Origin of the sequence: Lancefieldella parvula DNF00906 (genome assembly GCF_000758945.1) — a bacterium.
Classification (GTDB): domain Bacteria; phylum Actinomycetota; class Coriobacteriia; order Coriobacteriales; family Atopobiaceae; genus Lancefieldella; species Lancefieldella parvula_C.
The window spans coordinates 1-17,638 of the sequence record NZ_JRND01000017.1 but is presented as its reverse complement, the minus strand read 5'-3'; the positions used below and the strand labels follow the sequence as shown (position 1 = coordinate 17,638).

General features: G+C 46.4%; 15 protein-coding genes. 14 read left to right on the top strand and 1 reads right to left on the bottom strand.

What is annotated here, in order from left to right; translation table 11 throughout:
- Positions 1-19: 19 nt before the first annotated feature.
- Positions 20-562 carry an anaerobic ribonucleoside-triphosphate reductase activating protein gene (gene nrdG / locus HMPREF1647_RS03175; RefSeq protein WP_035432027.1) on the top strand — a complete coding sequence of 181 codons (543 nt, stop codon included), beginning with the start codon at positions 20-22 and terminating at the stop codon, positions 560-562.
- 70 nt (positions 563-632) lie between these two features.
- Here nrdG and HMPREF1647_RS03170 read toward each other — a convergent pair whose 3' ends face one another.
- The gene (locus HMPREF1647_RS03170) at positions 633-1,580 is read right to left on the bottom strand and encodes a DMT family transporter (protein ID WP_035432025.1); all 948 of its coding nucleotides are present in this window, start codon (positions 1,578-1,580) and stop codon (positions 633-635) included.
- A 201-nt stretch (positions 1,581-1,781) separates the two neighbouring features.
- Here HMPREF1647_RS03170 and HMPREF1647_RS03165 point away from each other — a divergent pair, with 201 nt between their 5' ends.
- From HMPREF1647_RS03165 to HMPREF1647_RS03105, 13 genes are all read left to right on the top strand, one after another.
- Complete coding sequence (locus HMPREF1647_RS03165; protein WP_035432023.1) at positions 1,782-2,666, top strand: DegV family protein; 885 nt, start codon at positions 1,782-1,784, stop codon at positions 2,664-2,666.
- A gap of 35 nt (positions 2,667-2,701) precedes the next feature.
- The gene (locus tag HMPREF1647_RS03160; RefSeq protein WP_035432139.1) at positions 2,702-3,895 is read left to right on the top strand and encodes an iron-containing alcohol dehydrogenase; all 1,194 of its coding nucleotides are present in this window, start codon (positions 2,702-2,704) and stop codon (positions 3,893-3,895) included.
- Between the two features lie 93 nt (positions 3,896-3,988).
- The gene (locus HMPREF1647_RS03155) at positions 3,989-4,447 is read left to right on the top strand and encodes a PTS sugar transporter subunit IIA (RefSeq protein WP_035426909.1); all 459 of its coding nucleotides are present in this window, start codon (positions 3,989-3,991) and stop codon (positions 4,445-4,447) included.
- Between the two features lie 150 nt (positions 4,448-4,597).
- Positions 4,598-5,170 carry a DJ-1 family glyoxalase III gene (locus HMPREF1647_RS03150; protein WP_035426908.1) on the top strand — a complete coding sequence of 191 codons (573 nt, stop codon included), beginning with the start codon at positions 4,598-4,600 and terminating at the stop codon, positions 5,168-5,170.
- A gap of 3 nt (positions 5,171-5,173) precedes the next feature.
- A complete protein-coding gene (locus tag HMPREF1647_RS03145) occupies positions 5,174-6,517 on the top strand; it encodes a Y-family DNA polymerase (RefSeq protein ID WP_035432020.1) in 1,344 nt (447 codons plus the stop codon).
- Positions 6,507-6,728, top strand: coding sequence for a hypothetical protein (locus HMPREF1647_RS03140; RefSeq protein ID WP_035432018.1), 222 nt, complete (start codon positions 6,507-6,509; stop codon positions 6,726-6,728). The genes HMPREF1647_RS03145 and HMPREF1647_RS03140 overlap by 11 nt, the downstream gene beginning before the upstream one ends.
- Positions 6,729-6,777: 49 nt before the next feature.
- A complete protein-coding gene (locus HMPREF1647_RS03135; RefSeq protein ID WP_035432016.1) occupies positions 6,778-7,383 on the top strand; it encodes a hypothetical protein in 606 nt (201 codons plus the stop codon).
- A 58-nt stretch (positions 7,384-7,441) separates the two neighbouring features.
- Complete coding sequence (locus tag HMPREF1647_RS03130; protein ID WP_035432014.1) at positions 7,442-8,143, top strand: ABC transporter ATP-binding protein; 702 nt, start codon at positions 7,442-7,444, stop codon at positions 8,141-8,143.
- A 2-nt stretch (positions 8,144-8,145) separates the two neighbouring features.
- On the top strand, positions 8,146-11,478 hold the full coding sequence (locus HMPREF1647_RS03125) for an FtsX-like permease family protein (protein ID WP_035432011.1): 3,333 nt from the start codon (positions 8,146-8,148) through the stop codon (positions 11,476-11,478).
- 80 nt (positions 11,479-11,558) lie between these two features.
- Complete coding sequence (locus tag HMPREF1647_RS06805) at positions 11,559-14,603, top strand: DUF4422 domain-containing protein (RefSeq protein ID WP_052039114.1); 3,045 nt, start codon at positions 11,559-11,561, stop codon at positions 14,601-14,603.
- 54 nt (positions 14,604-14,657) lie between these two features.
- Complete coding sequence (ligA, locus tag HMPREF1647_RS03115; RefSeq protein ID WP_035432009.1) at positions 14,658-16,775, top strand: NAD-dependent DNA ligase LigA; 2,118 nt, start codon at positions 14,658-14,660, stop codon at positions 16,773-16,775.
- A 71-nt stretch (positions 16,776-16,846) separates the two neighbouring features.
- Positions 16,847-17,029, top strand: a complete 183-nt coding sequence (locus HMPREF1647_RS03110; protein WP_035432007.1) for a hypothetical protein — start codon at positions 16,847-16,849, stop codon at positions 17,027-17,029.
- 20 nt (positions 17,030-17,049) lie between these two features.
- Positions 17,050-17,418 carry an arsenate reductase family protein gene (locus HMPREF1647_RS03105; RefSeq protein WP_035432005.1) on the top strand — a complete coding sequence of 123 codons (369 nt, stop codon included), beginning with the start codon at positions 17,050-17,052 and terminating at the stop codon, positions 17,416-17,418.
- Positions 17,419-17,638: the final 220 nt, after the last annotated feature.

The window sequence follows — 17,638 nt, the reverse complement described above, 5'->3', positions numbered from 1 at the left end:
TGCCCATCAAAGGTTATGTATGAACTATTCAAATATTAAGTTTTCAGATATTGCAAATGGTGTTGGCGTAAGAACAACTCTGTTTGTTTCAGGTTGCCGTCTGCACTGTGAAGGCTGCTTTAATTATGAGGCGTGGGACTTCAAGAGCGGCGGAGAGTTTACTCCAGAAGTTGAGCAAGAGATTATTGACTCTCTTGCACCTGTCTATATCAACGGTCTTTCCATTTTGGGTGGGGAGCCTTTTGAGCCAGAAAACCAAGAAGGTCTTGTTGAGTTTGTCGAGAAGGTCAGGGCTACCTATCCACAAAAGAGCATCTGGATGTATTCAGGTCACACCTGGGATCAGTTGACCGAGGGAAAATGGCACACAGAGTATACCGATCGCATCCTGTCTTGCATTGATGTTCTGGTAGACGGCCCATGGGTTCAGAGCCTTTACGATATTACCTTGCGTTTTAGAGGTTCTTCTAACCAGCGTCTTATTGATGTCCCTAAAACACTAGCTTCAGGAGAGATTACACTTTGGTCCGATGGACCTATGATGAGCTCTCGTGAGATGTAAGAGTTCCTAAGTGCAATAAAAAAGCCCGCGTCAGGGGCTTTTTGTTTAGGGTCGTATTGTATAGAGAGCTTTAGTTTTCTGAAAAAGTTTGGGGCTCTGCGGGTTTCTCGCCAAGCTCACTGATAAAGATTGCCACAAAGATAACAATAAAGCCCAGGAAAATCGTAGGGGTAATAATTTCAGCAAGGAAGATAACGCCAAAAACTGCTGCAAAAATACTGTCCAGAGAAATAATTAGTGAGGCCTGAACAGGAGCAACTGACTTCTGTGCGCGGTTCTGCAAAACACCGGTTAGCGCGGTTGCAATAAGAGTGATGTAGGCGAGAGCAACCCAGGCATTTGTGGGCAATACCGCAAAATTGGGAACCGTTTCAAAGCAAAGCGCGTAGGCAAGGCAGGGAAGGGCGCTCACACCAAGCTGCACCACCGTAAGTGTGATGATGTCGTATTTGTGAGCAAGCTCGGCAATAAGCACAAAATCAAAGGCAAAAATAATAGCTGAAAGCAATGTCATCTGCTCGCCCAAGCCAAACGAGAACGAAAAATCAGTGCCCAGTGAGATAAGACCAATGCCAGCTACGCATAAAAAGGCTGCAAAAATACTGGTTCCATGAGGTTTTTTCTTTGCGATAAGCCAGTTTACAAACGGAATCATCGCGCAATAAATTGATGCAATAAAAGCGGCTTTACCTGCAGTGGTATAAGCAAGAGCTCCATTTTGGAAAAGATATCCTAAACCGTTAAGAACGCCTAAAAGCACGCCGTATTTGATATGTGTGGCATCCAAGTGTTCTTTAAGGTTTTTTCTAAAGATGATGGCAACAATACCTACAGCAAAGACAAAACGTAAGGTCATAAGCCAAGCTGCCGAGATGTAACTAATTGCATCTTTGATAACGACAAAAGATCCGCCCCAGATAAGTGCGCAGACAAGAAGAGCAAACTTCCATACAAGCGTAGAAGAAGTATCTAGTGTGAGTCTGGAAGAGTTTCTAGTAGAAAGATCTGATAATGCCACGCGCTATCCATTCCCGTCGAAGATAAAAGTTAAGGTATAGGTAGTGTTCTGAGAAAATCAAACGCGTGCAAGTATACGTGATTTTGCACTTGGAACGCCCCACAAGCAGCATAAAAATGAGATTAGAAGTATACTCACATCTGCAAGAAAAATAAGTGTGTGCGATTGTTTTATGCAAGAAGATATTTCAAGGAGACTTGTATGTCCAACTACGTTTTGACCTGTTGTTCTACGGCCGATGTAAGTGAGAAGTACCTTCAGTCACGAGATGTGAAATACGTATATTTCAACTACGAACTTGATGGTGTTCAGTGCAAGGATGACTTTGGTCGCACTAATGCACCAGCTGATCTCTTTAAAAAGATGCTTGCAGGTGCTGAGTGCCGCACTTCACAGGTATCAATTGGTGAGTACATGGCCTTCTGGCGTCCTTTCCTGGAAGAGGGCAAAGATGTTCTTCATGTTTCGTTGAGTTCGGGCGTTTCTGGAACATACGAGTCTGCTTGCCAGGCAAAGGTAGAGATTGAGCAGGAGTTCCCTGACAGAAAGATTGAGGTTGTTGACTCTCTGCAGGCATCTTCTGGTTATGGTCTCTTGGTAGATGGTCTTGCCGATAAACGCGATGAAGGCCTGTCTTTTGACGAGGCAGTTGCATGGGCTAAAGAAGCACGTCATCGTGTGTATGGCTGGTTCTTCTCTACAGATTTGACCTTCTTTGTTCGCGGCGGTCGCATTTCTAAGACAGCTGGCCTGCTTGGCGGCATGCTTAACATTTGTCCTGTTATGGATGTCGAGGCCGACGGCTCTTTGGCTGTTAAAGAGAAGGCACGTGGCAAAAAGAAGGCAACTGCTCGCGTTGTTGAGATTATGACTCAGACTGCTGAGCGGGGAAACGCTTATGCGCGTAAGGTGTTTATCTCTAACTCCGAGTGCGCTTCTGATGCTCAGGCTGTTAAAGAGCTTATTAAAGAAAAACTTCCTCAGATAGGCGATATCAACATCTTTACTATTGGTGCAACAATTGGCGTTCATACTGGTCCTGGAACTGTTGCAACGTTCTGGTGGGGAGAAGAGCCTCGCGCTTAAGATGTTGCTCGAGTAGGTAAGAAAGGTCTTTGGTCATGGTTAATTTTGAGTACGTTGTACCTACTCAGGTTGTTTTTGGAAAAGATACTCAGCTTCGTGCGGCAGAGCTTGTCTTTGCTCATGGAGGCAGCAAGGTGCTGGTGCATTTTGGTGGCAATCATGTGGTAAAGAGCGGCTTGCTTGACCAGATTCATCAGCTTTTAAGCGATGCTGGAATTGCTTATGTTGATTGTGGTGGAGTTGTTCCTAACCCTCGTTTAGAGCTTGCAGAAGAAGCTGTAGAGCTGGGTAAACGCGAGGGTGTTGACTTTATTTTGGCTATCGGTGGCGGATCTGTCATGGATTCTGCTAAGGCTATTGCATACGGCTTAGCCAATGATGTTTCTCTTGAAGACCTCTATTTGCATAAGGTTAGTGTTTCTAAGGCAGCTCCTATTGGTGTCATTTCTACTATCGCAGGAACTGGCTCTGAGACCTCAGATTCTTCTGTCATGAACATTACGCTGGCTGATGGTCACGTGCTTAAACGTTCTTATCACCATCAGAGTGGCCGTCCTTGCTTTGCCATCATGAATCCAGAGCTCACCTATTCTGTAAGCGCTTATCAGACGGCGTCAACAGGCGCAGATATCATGATGCACACCATGGAGCGCTACTTTACGCTCGAGAAGGACGTGGCACTCACCGACGAGCTTGCCGAGGGACTCTTGCGTACCGTAAAAGAAGCTGTTCTGGTTGCTGTCAAAGAACCAGAGAACTACGCTGCACGAGCAGATTTGCTCTGGGCCTCGTCGCTTTCTCACTGCGGACTTACCGGAACCGGTCGCGTGAGTGATTTTGCTTCTCACGCAATTGAACATGAGCTCAGTGCAAAGTACGACGTAGCTCACGGTGCTGGCCTCACGGCTATTTGGGCAAGTTGGGCAAAATACGTTATGAGTCAAGATCCAGAGCGCTTTGCACAGTTTGCCGTCAATGTTTTTGGAGTTCAAAACAACTTCCACAACGCAACAGCTACAGGCCTTGCAGGAATTGAAGCTTGGAACCAGTGGTGTCATGCAATTGGTATGCCAACCTCCCTTGCAGAGCTTGGAGTTGCCCCTTCTGAAGAGGATATTCTTCAGATGGCTGAGGGCACTATTGACGCTCGCGGCGGAGATCATGCAGGTAACTTTATGCAGCTTAAAACAGCAGATGTTCAACAGATTTTGAGGATGGCTCTAAAGTAAAGTTTCTCAAGGTAAATTTTGTTTCATTGCGGGTATTATTACTACATACGAAGTTACTGAGCCACAAAGCTCAAACATACGGAAGGAAGATTCATGAGCGGTTTTGTTAAAGCAGACAACGTTTTTGTTAATCAGAACGCAGCGAGCCGTAATGATGTCCTGCGTTTTATTGCCAATAAGGCTCAGGAGGCTGGCGTAACTGATAATGCAGACGCTGTTTACAATGCTTTCCTAGCTCGAGAGGAAATGGGCGAGACCGGCATGACTGACGGCTTTGCAGTTCCTCACGCAAAAGATGCTGCCATCAAGGATGCAGCTGTCTTTGTCTTCAAGAACAACGCCCCTCTTGAGTGGCCTTCTTTTGACGAGAAACCCGTTGATGTTGCTATTGCACTGCTTGTTCCAGATGGAGAGGCTGGCACCACTCACATCAAGCTTCTTTCTAAGACCGCTGTTCTTCTGATGAGAGATGAGTTTAAGTCTTTGCTCCGTGGTTCTAATGATCAGGAAGTTATTGCTCAGGCTATTAACGAGGGCATTAGCGAGGAGTAGGGTTTCTCGCCAGGCTATAGGGGGCTTGAAGGGTACTTTCTGTAACAGTTTAACTGGGTAAAATTTTGGACACTCAAGCACAAACTTGAGTGTCCTTTTTTGTGTAAAAAGGCGTACACTTGTACTAGTTTTAGTCGAGAAGGGAGTCAGATGTTTACACCATGTACTGACAAGCGCGTTGCTGTCTTTTTTGCTGATGGTTGTGAAGAGATTGAGGGACTGAGCGTTGTTGACGTCCTGTATCGTGCAGGTGTTCCCTGTGACAAAGTGTCTATATCTGATTCTTTGAGCGTGACTTCTTCTCACCAGGTTACTTTTTTAACAGACAAGCTGCTCAGTCAGGTCTCGTTTGATGATTACAGCATGTTGGTGCTTCCTGGTGGTCTTCCCGGAACCACTAATCTTGAGGCTTGTGAGCCACTTATGCAGGCAGTTGATGCGTTTGCCGCAGATGGTCGTGCGCTTGCTGCAATTTGTGCAGCTCCTTCAATTTATGCAAAGCGTGGATTACTTACGGGTAAGAAGGCTACGTCTAATCCAGGTTTCCAGCATTTTCTCTCAGAGAATGGCGCCAATCTTTCGCAAGATGCGGTTTGTGTTGATGGCTCTTTCATTACCAGCCAAGGTGCAGGAACCGCTCTTAAGTTTGGCCTAGAGATTGTCCGTTATCTTGTAGGCAATGATGTGGCAGAAAAAGTTTCTCAAGGTATTGTGCTTATCTAAGCCATGACACCTTCTCAAAAACAGTACCTGGTCATTGATTTAAAGAGTTTCTACGCATCGGTTGAATGTGTTGAGCGAGGTCTTGATCCCATGAAGGCCAAGCTTGTTGTGGCAGATCTTACCAGGACAGAAAAGACAATTTGTTTGGCGGTTTCACCGGCGCTTCGTGCGTTGGGTGTTCCTGGGCGTTGTCGCGTTTTTGAGATTCCCAAAAACCTTACTTACGAGGTAGCACCTCCTCGCATGGCTTTGTATGTGGAGCGCTCTGCAGACGTTTATTCGGTGTACCTCAAATACATTGCCCCAGAAGACATCCACGTTTACTCCATTGACGAGGCATTTATCGATGTAACACCGTACTTATCGCTTTACGGATGCACAGCAAGAGAGCTAGGCGAGAAGATCCGTGCAGACGTAGCAAAAACTACTGGTATCCCTGCTACTTGTGGTTTGGGCCCAAATTTGTATCTGGCAAAAATTGCGCTTGATATTACGGCAAAGCACAGCCCAAATTTCTTTGGTGAGCTTGATGAAGAGTCGTACAAACTTAAACTTTGGAACCATAAGCCCTTAACTGATTTTTGGCATATCGGCGCAGGTATTCAAAAGCGTCTTGCGGCAATGAATATTCACACCATGGGCCAGCTTGCTACGGCTCCCACAGAGCCTTTGTATAAAGAATTTGGTGTTGATGCAGAAATTCTTATTGATCATGCGTGGGGTATTGAGCCAACAACCATTGCAGATATTAAGGCCTATAAATCTCAAAGTCATTCTGTCTCAACGGCACAGGTCTTTGATTACAACAGAGATACAGAGGGCGCGCGTCTTATCTTTAAAGAGATGGTTGAGGCGTTGACGTTAGAGCTTGTAACGCAAAAGCTGGTTTGCTCTTCTATTGGTATCTATATTGGCTACTCGGCAACAGAGAGCCAGATGGAAGAGCTGAGGCAGACGGGGGATTATAGGAGCTGGAGAAGACATATTCCCTCCAGCAGTGGCACTAGGAAGCTCTCTTATCCTACTAACTCTAGAGATGAGCTTATGGCAGAGGTTTTGTCTTTCTTTGACGAGCGCGTAATACCTTCAGAAAGTGTGCACCGCGTGGGTCTTACCTTCGGAAACACTCAAGAAGAAACGGGCTCAGGTATTCAGACTTCTCTTTTCCAGGACAACACTGTTTTAGAAAGAGAACGCCAGCGTCAAGATACTATCAATGCCATAAAGAAAAAGTTTGGTAAGAATTCTTTGCTCAAAGCTATGGACTTGCTCCCCGAAGCAACTGCACGACAGAGAAACGCTCAGATTGGAGGACATCGTAGTGGAGAAGAAACCAATGAGGCCTAAACAGGGTTTCTCGCCAGCAGAAGCTAGTGCAAAAGAGGATGCGTTTGCAGCGCAGATGCACTACGGACACCCTCGCATGTCGCGAGCAAACAGGGCAAAAATATTTATGCCTTTTGATGCTCTGAAAGGTTTACGAGAAGCCTTGGCAGAAAGAGAACAAGAAGCTCAAGACCATATAAAAGACTTTCATGACTTACCACACTGGTCATAGGTTTATACGATAAAATAGACAGGTCGTATAAAGAAATCGAGGAGGTTTCATGAACCCCAAAGCAAAGATTGCCATTCCAGCAATTGTGGCTCTCATTTTTATTGTCATTGATTTTGTTGCACCAGTTCAGTATCTCAGCTATTTCCACACGGTATTTAACTTTGCAACTCGTCAGACAAGCCCTATCTCTCTGATGCTTGCACGTATTACCTACATTATTTTCCTGTGCTACCTTTTTGCTGCGGTTTCAGGTCTTCTGAGGGGTTTCCGTCCTCGTCTTAGGTGGGGTCTCTCCATTCTCTCTGTAGTTGGTTTAACTTCCGCACTTACAGAGCTTTCTGTGATGATTTCTATCAGCCAGGCAGTGAACTTCACCACCCTTATTCTTAACGTCATGATTGTTACCTTCCTGCTCTTTACCGCTCTTCTTGCACTTCTCATTTGGGTTCGTGCTAAGAAAGAGTTTGACCAGCGTCAGGCTGATCTTGAGGAGGAAGAGGTTGTTGTTGCTCCAATGTCTCTTGCTACTGAGGGCGCAGAGGTTGCTCCTGTAGTTCCTGTAACTACAGAGGTAACAGCAGCACCTGCTTCAGAAGCAACTGTCACAACTGTCGCACCTGAGGCTCCTGCAGCTCCAGAGGCTCCACAGGAGTAGCTCCTCACGCATACCTCCTCTTGTTCAGGAGAATTATCTTTTCTCATAGGAGAAACGTATGTCTTTTGTTGAATTCAAAGAGGTAACAAAGACGTATACCATGGGCTCCGTTAAGGTAAACGCTGTCCATGACATGAACTTCTCCATAGAAGAGGGAGAGCTTTGCGTAATTGTTGGCCCATCAGGAGCCGGCAAAACAACTGTCTTAAATATGCTCGGAGGTATGGATACCTGTACCTCCGGGTCTATTTATTTAGATGGAAAAGAAATTGGCGATCTTTCAGAAAAAGAAAGAACGCTTTACCGCCGTCATGATATTGGCTTTGTTTTCCAGTTTTACAATCTAGTTCCTAATCTCACCGCAAAAGAGAACGTTGAGCTTGCATCTCAGATTTGCCTTGACCCCATGCAGCCAGAAGATGCGCTACGCGCTGTTGGTCTTGAGCATCGTATGGATAACTTCCCAGCTCAACTGTCTGGTGGAGAGCAGCAGCGCGTCTCTATTGCGCGCGCTTTGGCAAAAAACCCACGCCTTTTGCTCTGCGATGAGCCAACAGGTGCGCTGGATTATAAAACAGGAAAGCAAATTCTTAAGCTCTTGCAGGATATGTGCAAGGAGCAGCATAAGACCGTGGCTATTGTCACACACAATTTTGCATTCACTCAAATTGCCGATAGGGTTATCCACGTTAAAGAAGGCCAGGCTCAATCGGTAGAAATTAATAAGCACCCAGCTGACGCGCTTACTGTCGAGTGGTAGTCATGCCACACGCTCTTTTTACCGAGATTACTCGGACCATCAAAGGGTCTCTCGCCAGATTTCTTGCAATTGCAGGAATTGTTGCTTTAGGCTGCGGCTTCTTTGCGGGACTCAAAATGGCAAGCCCTGACATGCAAGAAGCGGCTCATACGTTTTACGAAAACCAGCACCTCTATGACCTTCGCGTCATCTCAACGCTTGGATTAAGCGAGAAGGACGTTTCCGCCCTGGCGTCAGTTGAGGGTGTTGAAGCGGTTATGCCTTCTCGTACGGTAGACATTATGGCTACACTGACGTCGTCGCAATCTACTGCTCGTGTGAGTTCTTTTAGACCCGGTGAGCTTAACCAGCCAATAGTGGTTGAAGGAAGACTTCCTCAAGGACCTTACGAGTGCGTGATGAGCGCAGATCCCAAGAAACGTGCTGATATCAGTCTTGGTCAACAGATTGAGCTACCAGATACTTCAAACGGCGTTCATTTAAAGGGCGGCTCGTACACGGTTGTTGGTTTTGTAAATGCGCCAACGTATCCGTATGTCAGCAATTTTGGTACTACATCGTTAGGCAATGGCATTGTGCAGCAATTTGTGTATGTCACTGAAGATGCTTTTGCAGATGATGACCCTTATACCGAAGTGTATGTGACAGTTCAGGGTGCTACCAGGTATAAGAGCGGCTCATCGGCGTATCAGAGCGCTGTTGATAGCGTTGCAGAACGCATTACACAGATGAATCCGTCGCTTGCTGCTCTTCGTTTGCAAGAGCTCAAAGATGACGCTCAAACTCAGGTTGATGAGGCTCGTCAAAAGCTGGAGCAATCAAGACAGGAAGCCGCAGATAAACTAGGGGATGCTCAAAAGAAGCTTGATGACGCAGAAGCGCAGATTTCCGCTCAACAGCAAAAACTGGCTGATGGTCAGCGTCAATATGATGCGGGACGTCAGCAGCTTACAGCTTCTCGCTACAGTGCTGAACGGCAATTTGCACAAGCAGAAGCTCAGATTACTGCCTCAGAGGCTCAGATAGCCCAGGGTACAGCTGAGCTTAGTGCAGGAGAGGCCCAGTATCAGGCTGGTCTTGCTGCCTATAATGCAGGACAAGCAACGTTTACGCAGCAAAAGAGTGCGTTTGAAGCGGGTAGAGATGCGTATCTTGCGGGGCTTGCCGAGCAAGGCATAACAGCATCAACACTTGAAGAAGCGCAGCAGCAGCTCAGCGCTTTAGGCCTGGCAACTACGCAAGTAGACGCCCTTCTCGCCACACAAGCGCAGATTACGGCTGCAGAGACAGAATTAGCTACCCAGCAGCAGGCTCTTGCGGCTGCGAGGGAAGAACTTGATCAGCGCACAACTCAACTACATGAGGCAGAGTCACAAGTGGCTCAGGCGCGTCAGGATTTGAGTGAGGCGAGAAGTGCTACTGCAGATCAGTTAGCTGCGGCTCAAGAAAAACTTGCTGCGTCGCTTAGTCGCCTGAGCGCAGGACAAACAGCCCTCCAAAGTGCAGAAGCTCAGACTAACGAGGGAAGACAGAGTCTTGAGGAGCAACGCACTGAGGTCGAGAAACAACTTGCTGACGGTCAGAAAGAGCTTGATGAAGCTCAGAAGAAGATTGACGAGCTTAAAGAGCCTGATGTGTATGTACTTGATCGCACAAAAGAGATTGGTGTTGCAGCTTATCAAGCAGACTCTGAGCGTATCAATGATATTGCTAATGTATTCCCGCTGATGTTCTTCTTGGTTGCAGCTCTGGTTTCACTTACCAGTATGACGCGTATGGTTTCTGAAGAACGTACGCTTATTGGTGTTCATAAGGCGCTTGGTTATTCAACCGCTCAGATTGCGGCAAAGTACCTGTTATATGCCTTGCTCGCCTCACTTTTGGGTGCCGTTATTGGCATAGCATGTTTAAGTCAAGTGTTGCCAGGCGTTATTATCTCTGCATACGGGTCAATTTATACCATCCCAAATGGGGGAGCTCCTTATTCTATTCAGCTTGATAGTGCGCTACTCTCTGGACTTTCCGGTATAGGCATCACGCTTCTTTCAACCATGGCTGCTGTTTTATCCTCATTGAAAGAAGAGCCATCTAGCCTCATGCTTCCAAAAGCTCCAAAAGCGGGCTCAAAGATTTTGCTTGAGCGCGTTGAACCTCTATGGTCCAGATTGTCTTTTTCGTGGAAAGTTACAATCAGAAACCTTGTCCGCTATAAGCGGCGCTTGATTATGACGCTCGTAGGAATTGCCGGATGTACTGCGCTTTTATTGGTGGCTTTTGGTCTTAGAGATTCCATTAGCGACATCATTGATAACCAATGGCCAACTATCTCGCATTATGACTACATAGTGGGAATGACTTCTGATGTTTCTGAGGAAGAAGCAGATCAGATTAATGCAGAGCTTAATCAGGTGGGTGCTACAAATATCCGCCGCATAACCAGAGAAAACGTTCTTCTTGAGTCTTCTACACAAAAAGCGGGCTCACTGACAAGAACAACTATTATGACCAGCAATTCTCTTCAAGACCTCACGGGCTTAGCTACCCTGCGCAATCGTCTTTCTGGTCAAGCAATAGAGCTTGGGGAAGATTCGGTTGTAATTACAGAAAAGCTTGCAAAACGACTTGGGGTAGGCGTGGGAGATACCGTTCAGGTCTATGCTCAAGACAGAATCGGAAACGTTTCTGGCGAGCCAAGTACGCTTACTGTTACAGGAGTTGCCGAGAATTACGTTGGGTCGTATCTGTATCTGGGACCTTCAGCATGGCATTCTCTAGGTATTCAAGATCAAGCAGCGGACGGCTGGTATGCAACGCTTCCCGAAGATCAAGCAACGAGAGAGGCATTTGGAGAAAAGCTTATTAACCAGACAGGAGTTGCAACTGTTGATGACGTCAATGAAGCTATCCGCACCTATAGAGAATCACTTGCCGTAGTTAATCGTGTTGTAGCTATTCTTATTGTGGCTGCAGCTCTGCTGGCATTTATCGTCTTGTATAACCTCACCAATATCAATATTGAAGAGCGCATTAGAGAAATTGCAAGCCTCAAAGTACTTGGATTTACGCGTCATGAAGTTGATGCCTATGTCTTTAGAGAGATTGCTTTGTTGGCCATCTTTGGAGCGTTTTTTGGACTTGTTCTAGGAACATACCTTGAGGGATTTGTAGTTCAAACTGCTGAGATTGACCTTGTTATGTTTGGTCGAGCTATCCATGCACCAAGCTATTGGTTTGCCTTTGGACTCACGCTTGTCTTCTCGCTGTTGGTATATGTTGCCATGCGACCTAAGCTCAAAAATATTGATATGGTTGAGAGCTTGAAGAGCGTCGAGTAGACATCTTTTGCCCGCCCAAGAGAGGCATATTTTAGATAAGATAGAAGATAGTTGAGATTGCTTATTTATAAGGAGTTGGTATGCCTAAGGTTTCTTTTGTAATTCCTGCATACAACATCGAATCATACATTGGGCGTTGTATTCAAAGTGTAAAGAATCAGACATTTGGTGATTTTGAAGCAATTATTGTTGATGACGCCTCAACAGATTCCACTCCAGAGAAAATTGTTACAGCAGTAGGTGATGACTCAAGGTTCAAGGTTGTCACTCATCCAACCAATCAAGGCCTCCATCTGGCACGTAAAACTGCTGCAGCTCATACAAAAGGCGAGTGGGTCTTTTGCCTAGACGGTGATGATGAGGTTACTCCTGATTTTCTTGAGCAGGTAGTTGCTCATATTGAGAAGAATCCTGTTGATATTCTCCACCTTGGCATTACTGTTATTCCAGAAAATGGCGTTGACCCAACTGATGCGAAGTCTTTTGAGAGCTACATTAACCAACAATCAGACTTTACTCAGGGTGACGATATCCTTCGCATTATTTATGATGAGGGCTATGGACAGAAGCTTGATTGGCGAGCTACGCAGCGCTTGTATCGTGGAGAACTTTTCCGCTCCGCCTTTGCAGAGATGACTTCGGAGCGCCTGGTAAGAGCAGAAGACGCTTATGAGGTATTTATCCTGGCAGATAAGGCTCAGACCGCTGATGGCTTTGAGTCTTGCAGAGGCTTTTTGTACCACTATGGCATCGGAGTAACTGGTGCTTCTCGTATTTCTTTAGATAAATTTGGAGAGTTCTGCTATCAGTTCTTGGACAACATTGATCAGGTAGAACTCTATATTGGCAAATCAGATAATATTGCGCATCTCAACTCCTTTAAGGGAATGAAGCATAGACTGTTGGAGCTTCTGAGTGCTGAGTGGAGATTCCGTCTTGCTCCTGAAGATCAAGAGGCAGCTCTTGAGCCGTTTGCCATTCTCTTTGGACCATCGGTAGCTGCTCGAGAGCTCTATCGCTTTGTAAGAGATGAGGCATACGAGGCCATTGCCACTGGTACTGAGCTTCCAGAAGACAGCGATGCATATCGCTTTAGAAAGTATGCAAAGAAGTATGCGGATCTGATGAATCAGGATGAGGGACTGTCGTTTGATAGGGCAGTTCGCATGAAACAGATTGCCGATGAGCACATGGAGTATCTAGAGAGAAAGCACATGGTAAAGATGTTTGAGCAGCAGCCTATTCGCATTCTGATTACTTCTCATAAAGATGTTGATGTTCCCGCAAGTAATTACCTTCAGCCTATCCAGGTAGGACCAGGCCAGAAGACCAATCGTTTTACGTATATGCTCCATGACGATGAGGGCGATACCATTACCGAGAAAAACCCCATGTACTGTGAGATGACTACACAGTATTGGGCATGGAAGAACATCACCAATGCGCGCTATGTTGGCTTTGGTCATTATCGTCGCTACTTCAACTTTACCGATACGGTTTATCCAGAAAATCCGTTTGGTGAGGTTATGGATGACTTCATTGATGAGGATGCCATCAAGAAATATGGTCTTGATGATCAGACCATTGCTCAGTGCATTGAGGGCTATGACCTCATTACCACTGGGGTAAAGGATATTAGCAAATTCCCTGGAAGCGCTAATACACCTCTTGAGCAGTACCATTCCGCTCCGCTACTCCATCCAAAGGATATGGATACCATGGCTGCGCTTATCGTTGAGCGTCATCCAGAGTATGCAGAGGACGTAAACGCTTTTCTCAACGGTCATCAGCAGTGCTTCTGCAACATGTATATCATGCGTAAAGAGCTCTTTGATCGCTATGCAGCATGGGTGTTCCCCCTTGTAGACGAGTGGACTGCCCGTACTGATATGTCCACCTATAGCAAAGAGGCCCTAAGAACCCCAGGTCATCTGACTGAGCGTCTCTTTAATATCTGGCGTATGCATATGCTGCGTACAGAGGGCAAAAACTGGAAGGTAAAAGAGCTTCAGTGCATTCACTTTACTAATCCAGAGCCTCGTCAGAAGTTTATTCCTCTCTTTGAAGAGAAGCCTGAGATTGCAAGTCAGAACGTTGTTCCTGTTGTTTTTGCAGCAGACAACAACTATGTTCCAATTCTTACCTGCGCTATGGGTTCAATGCTTGAAAACGCCGATCCTAACCGTTTCTACGATGTGGTCGTTCTCAACACCAATATTGGCGGATCAAAGCAGGAGCTGGTTAAGAAGTACTTCTCGCGTTATAAGAATGCTCGTATTACGTTCTATAACGTGTGGCGTATGGTCAAAGACTACAAGCTAGATACTAATAACGCTCACATTAGTGTTGAGACATACTTCCGTTTCTTGGCTCAAGATATTCTTTCTGCTTACGACAAGGTTGTCTATCTTGACTCTGACCTTGTGGTCAACGGTAATGTTGCTGAACTGTATGATGTAAGAATGGGCAACAATCTTATTGCGGCAACGCTTGATATTGATTATCTGGCAAACCTTAACGTTCGCGGTGGAGACCGCATGAAGTACAGCCTTGATGTCCTTAACCTTAAGAATCCTTATGCGTACTTCCAGGCGGGAGTTATGGTCTTTAATACCGCTGAACTGCGCCGCTATCACACTGTTCCAGAATGGTTGCGCATTGCATCCAATCCAATCTTTATCTACAACGATCAAGATATTCTGAACAGTGAGTGCCAGGGTCGCGTTGTCTATCTCCCTGCTGACTGGAACGTGACACACAACATTTTTGGACGTGCCGAGAAACTCTATCCAATGGCACCAAATAGCGTCTTTGATGACTATCAGGCAGCACGTCGTGCCCCAAAGATTGTTCACTTTGCTGGTGCTATTAAGCCTTGGCAGAACGCTAGCTGCGACATGGCGTCCTATTTCTGGAAGTACGCGCGCAACACTCCGTTCTACGAGGTTATTATTCAGGACATGGTGCCAGGCGCTAGAAATGACGCCGATGTCACAGAGTTCCACGAGCGTGCGCTTTCTGATGCAAGCCCTCTGCGCAAGATTATTGACCCCATTGCACCATATGGCAGCGCAAGGCGAGAAGCCCTTAAGGCCCTTGGTAGAACCTTAAGAGGACGCAAATAAATACCTGGTAGGTGCAAGATTTCTTGCACCTACGTTTTTATGTTTGGAGTAGTAATGGCAGCACTTTCGCCAAAAGATATTGCTCGTGCGGCAGAGCTCAATAGAATCTTGAACCATGCGGCATACGCCTACTATGCCCTTGATAATCCAGAGCTTACTGACTCTGAGTTTGACCGCCTTCTTATTGAGCTTCAGCAGCTTGAGGCAGCATATCCAGAGCTTGTAACTGAGGATAGCTATACCCAGCGCGTAGGTGGTTACGTTTCTGAGCAGTTTGAGCCTGTCCAGCATGCCGCTCGCATGTATTCCATGGACGATGCCATGAACTTAGAAGAGCTGGATGCATGGCTTTCCAGAACTGATGAGGCTCTTGGTGCATCACCTACAAACCCTGTGGCATATACCTGTGAGCTTAAGATTGACGGCTTAGGTGTTGCGCTCACGTATCGTGACGGACAGTTTGTACGTGCTGCTACACGAGGTGACGGAAGCACAGGAGAAAACGTTACAGCAAACGTTTTGACTATCTCTGACGTCCCACGAGAGCTTGCGCTTGCTGGTCTAGAGCAGGTTGAGAATAGAGGCCTTAATCAGAGCATTGAGGTGCGCGGTGAGGTCTATATGCCCAAGCATTCCTTTATTCGTTTGAATGAAGATGCAGATGCTGCAGGTAAACAGCCTTTTGCTAACCCTAGAAATGCAGCTGCTGGATCTTTACGTCAGAAGGATCCAAAGATTACCGCTCATCGAGACCTTGAGACCTTTATCTATGCGGTAGCCGATGAGGGTCCTCTTGACGTTCACAGTCAGTGGGAGTTCTTAAACTGGCTTCGTAGCTGTGGCTTTAATGTTAATCCTCATGCTCGCCGTTGCCTGAGTGCTCAGGAAGTTCACGATTTCTGTGCGCAAGCTCTTGAGCAGCGAGGAGACCTTAACTACGACATTGATGGCGTGGTGGTAAAGGTTGATTCGTTTGCCAGTCAGGAAGCTCTAGGTTTTACTTCTCGCGCTCCTCGTTGGGCTATTGCATTTAAGTTTCCACCAGAGGAAAAGCAGACCGTTTTGCGGGAAATTCGTATTCAGGTTGGTCGTACGGGCGTACTCACACCTGTTGCTGAGTTTGACCCCGTCACTGTCGCAGGCTCTACCATTGCGCGCGCAACTCTCCACAACCTTGACGAGATTCGTCGTAAAAACGTGCGCGAGGGTGACACCATCATTGTCCACAAGGCAGGAGATGTTATTCCAGAGGTTGTAGGACCAGTTTTGAGTCTTCGACCTGCAGATGCTGTTGAGTTCCAGATGCCAACTACCTGTCCAAGTTGTGGCAGCCCTGTTATTCAGGAAGAAGGAGAAGTGGCTTTCCGCTGCGTCTCTATTGATTGTCCTGCTCAGGCAGTTGAACGCCTGATTCACTGGGGTAGCCGTAAGGCTATGGACATTGACGGCCTTGGTGACGAGCTTATTAATCGTATGGTTGAAGAAGGCGTCCTCTCTGACGTAGCTGATTTCTACGACAAACTCACGGAAGAGATGCTGGCAAATATGCCTACAGGTCGTGTCTACGATACCGATACTGCAGATCACCTTTCTGGCGATAGTATTCCTGTGGGTCACACTATTGCCAAGAAGGTTATGGCAAAGGTTGAGGAATCAAAGACGCGTGGTCTTGGACGCGTACTCTTTGGTATTGGCATGAGGCACGTTGGTGCTAACGTCGCAGAGCTGCTTGCTCAGGAGTTTGGCTCTATTCAGGCGCTTGCTACAGCACCTGTCGAGAAGATCGCTGAAATCCCAGGTATTGGCCCCAAGATTGCAGAATCTGTACACGAGTTCTTCTCGATACCAGAAAATGTTGCCGTTATTGAGCGTCTTCGTCAGGCAGGTGTAGTGCTTGAAGAAGAGAAGGCAGAAAACGAGCTTCCTCAGACACTTGCTGGGCTTACGTTTGTTTTAACGGGCACTCTTGAACACTTCACACGTGATGAGGCTGGTGCTCAGCTCAAAGCTATGGGAGCAAAGGTTTCCGGCTCTGTATCTAAAAAGACTAGCTTTGTAGTAGCAGGAGAAGCCGCGGGGTCTAAGCTTACTAAGGCTGAGAGCTTGGGTGTTCCTGTACTTGATGAGGCTGCGCTCCAGCAAATTCTTGAAACAGGTCAGGCACCTGCATAAATGTGCATGGTTAGTATCAAAGTGGAGTGTTAAACTATCTTGTTACAATCAGGAAAATAGGAGGTAAACAGATGAACCTACTAAAAAGCAAGTACATTTCTCTTGGAATGATGTTTTTGATTTTAGCAATCGTCCTGAGCGCAGCATCAAACGTTAATGACCTCTTTATCGGTATGCTTTATGGCATTTCTCTAGGAATATTGATTTTAGGATTGCTTGTAACTCAAAAAAGTTTGCGTTTATGTAATCGATAATTGATCCAAAAGGCACAGCCATGGCAGATAAAAACATTTTGGTTCTTTGCTATTCTCGCTGCACTACCTGTAAGAGAGCTCTCAAGTGGCTTGATGAGCACGGCGTTTCTTATACACTGCGCGATATTAAAGAGGAGAACCCAACTGCAGAAGAGCTTGCTGAGTGGCACAAACTGAGCGGTCTCTCTATCAGGAAATTCTTCAATACTTCAGGCATGGTGTATCGCGATAACAACATCAAGGAGCAGCTTGATGCGGGTATGAGCGATAGTGACGCCTATAAGTTGCTTGCCACTACAGGCATGCTGGTTAAACGCCCCTTGGTGGTTGCAGGCAATACTATCTTGCTTGGATTCAAGGAGCCTGCGTGGGAAGAAGCACTTCTGTAAAACCGGCTTCTTCGGCATGCATCAGTTTGTAGATAAGCGTTAGCAAAAAAGCGGCTATTCATGAACTGCCTCCCATTTCTTATGTCCAAGAAATGGGAGGCAGTTCATATGCGGGTGATTATGATTCTGCAGCATGTTAGCATCGACTTTTAGGCCTGGCCCACAAAATAGCGCAGCTTTGGTAGGTTTTGCTGAAGAATTGACATGTTCTTCATCAAGA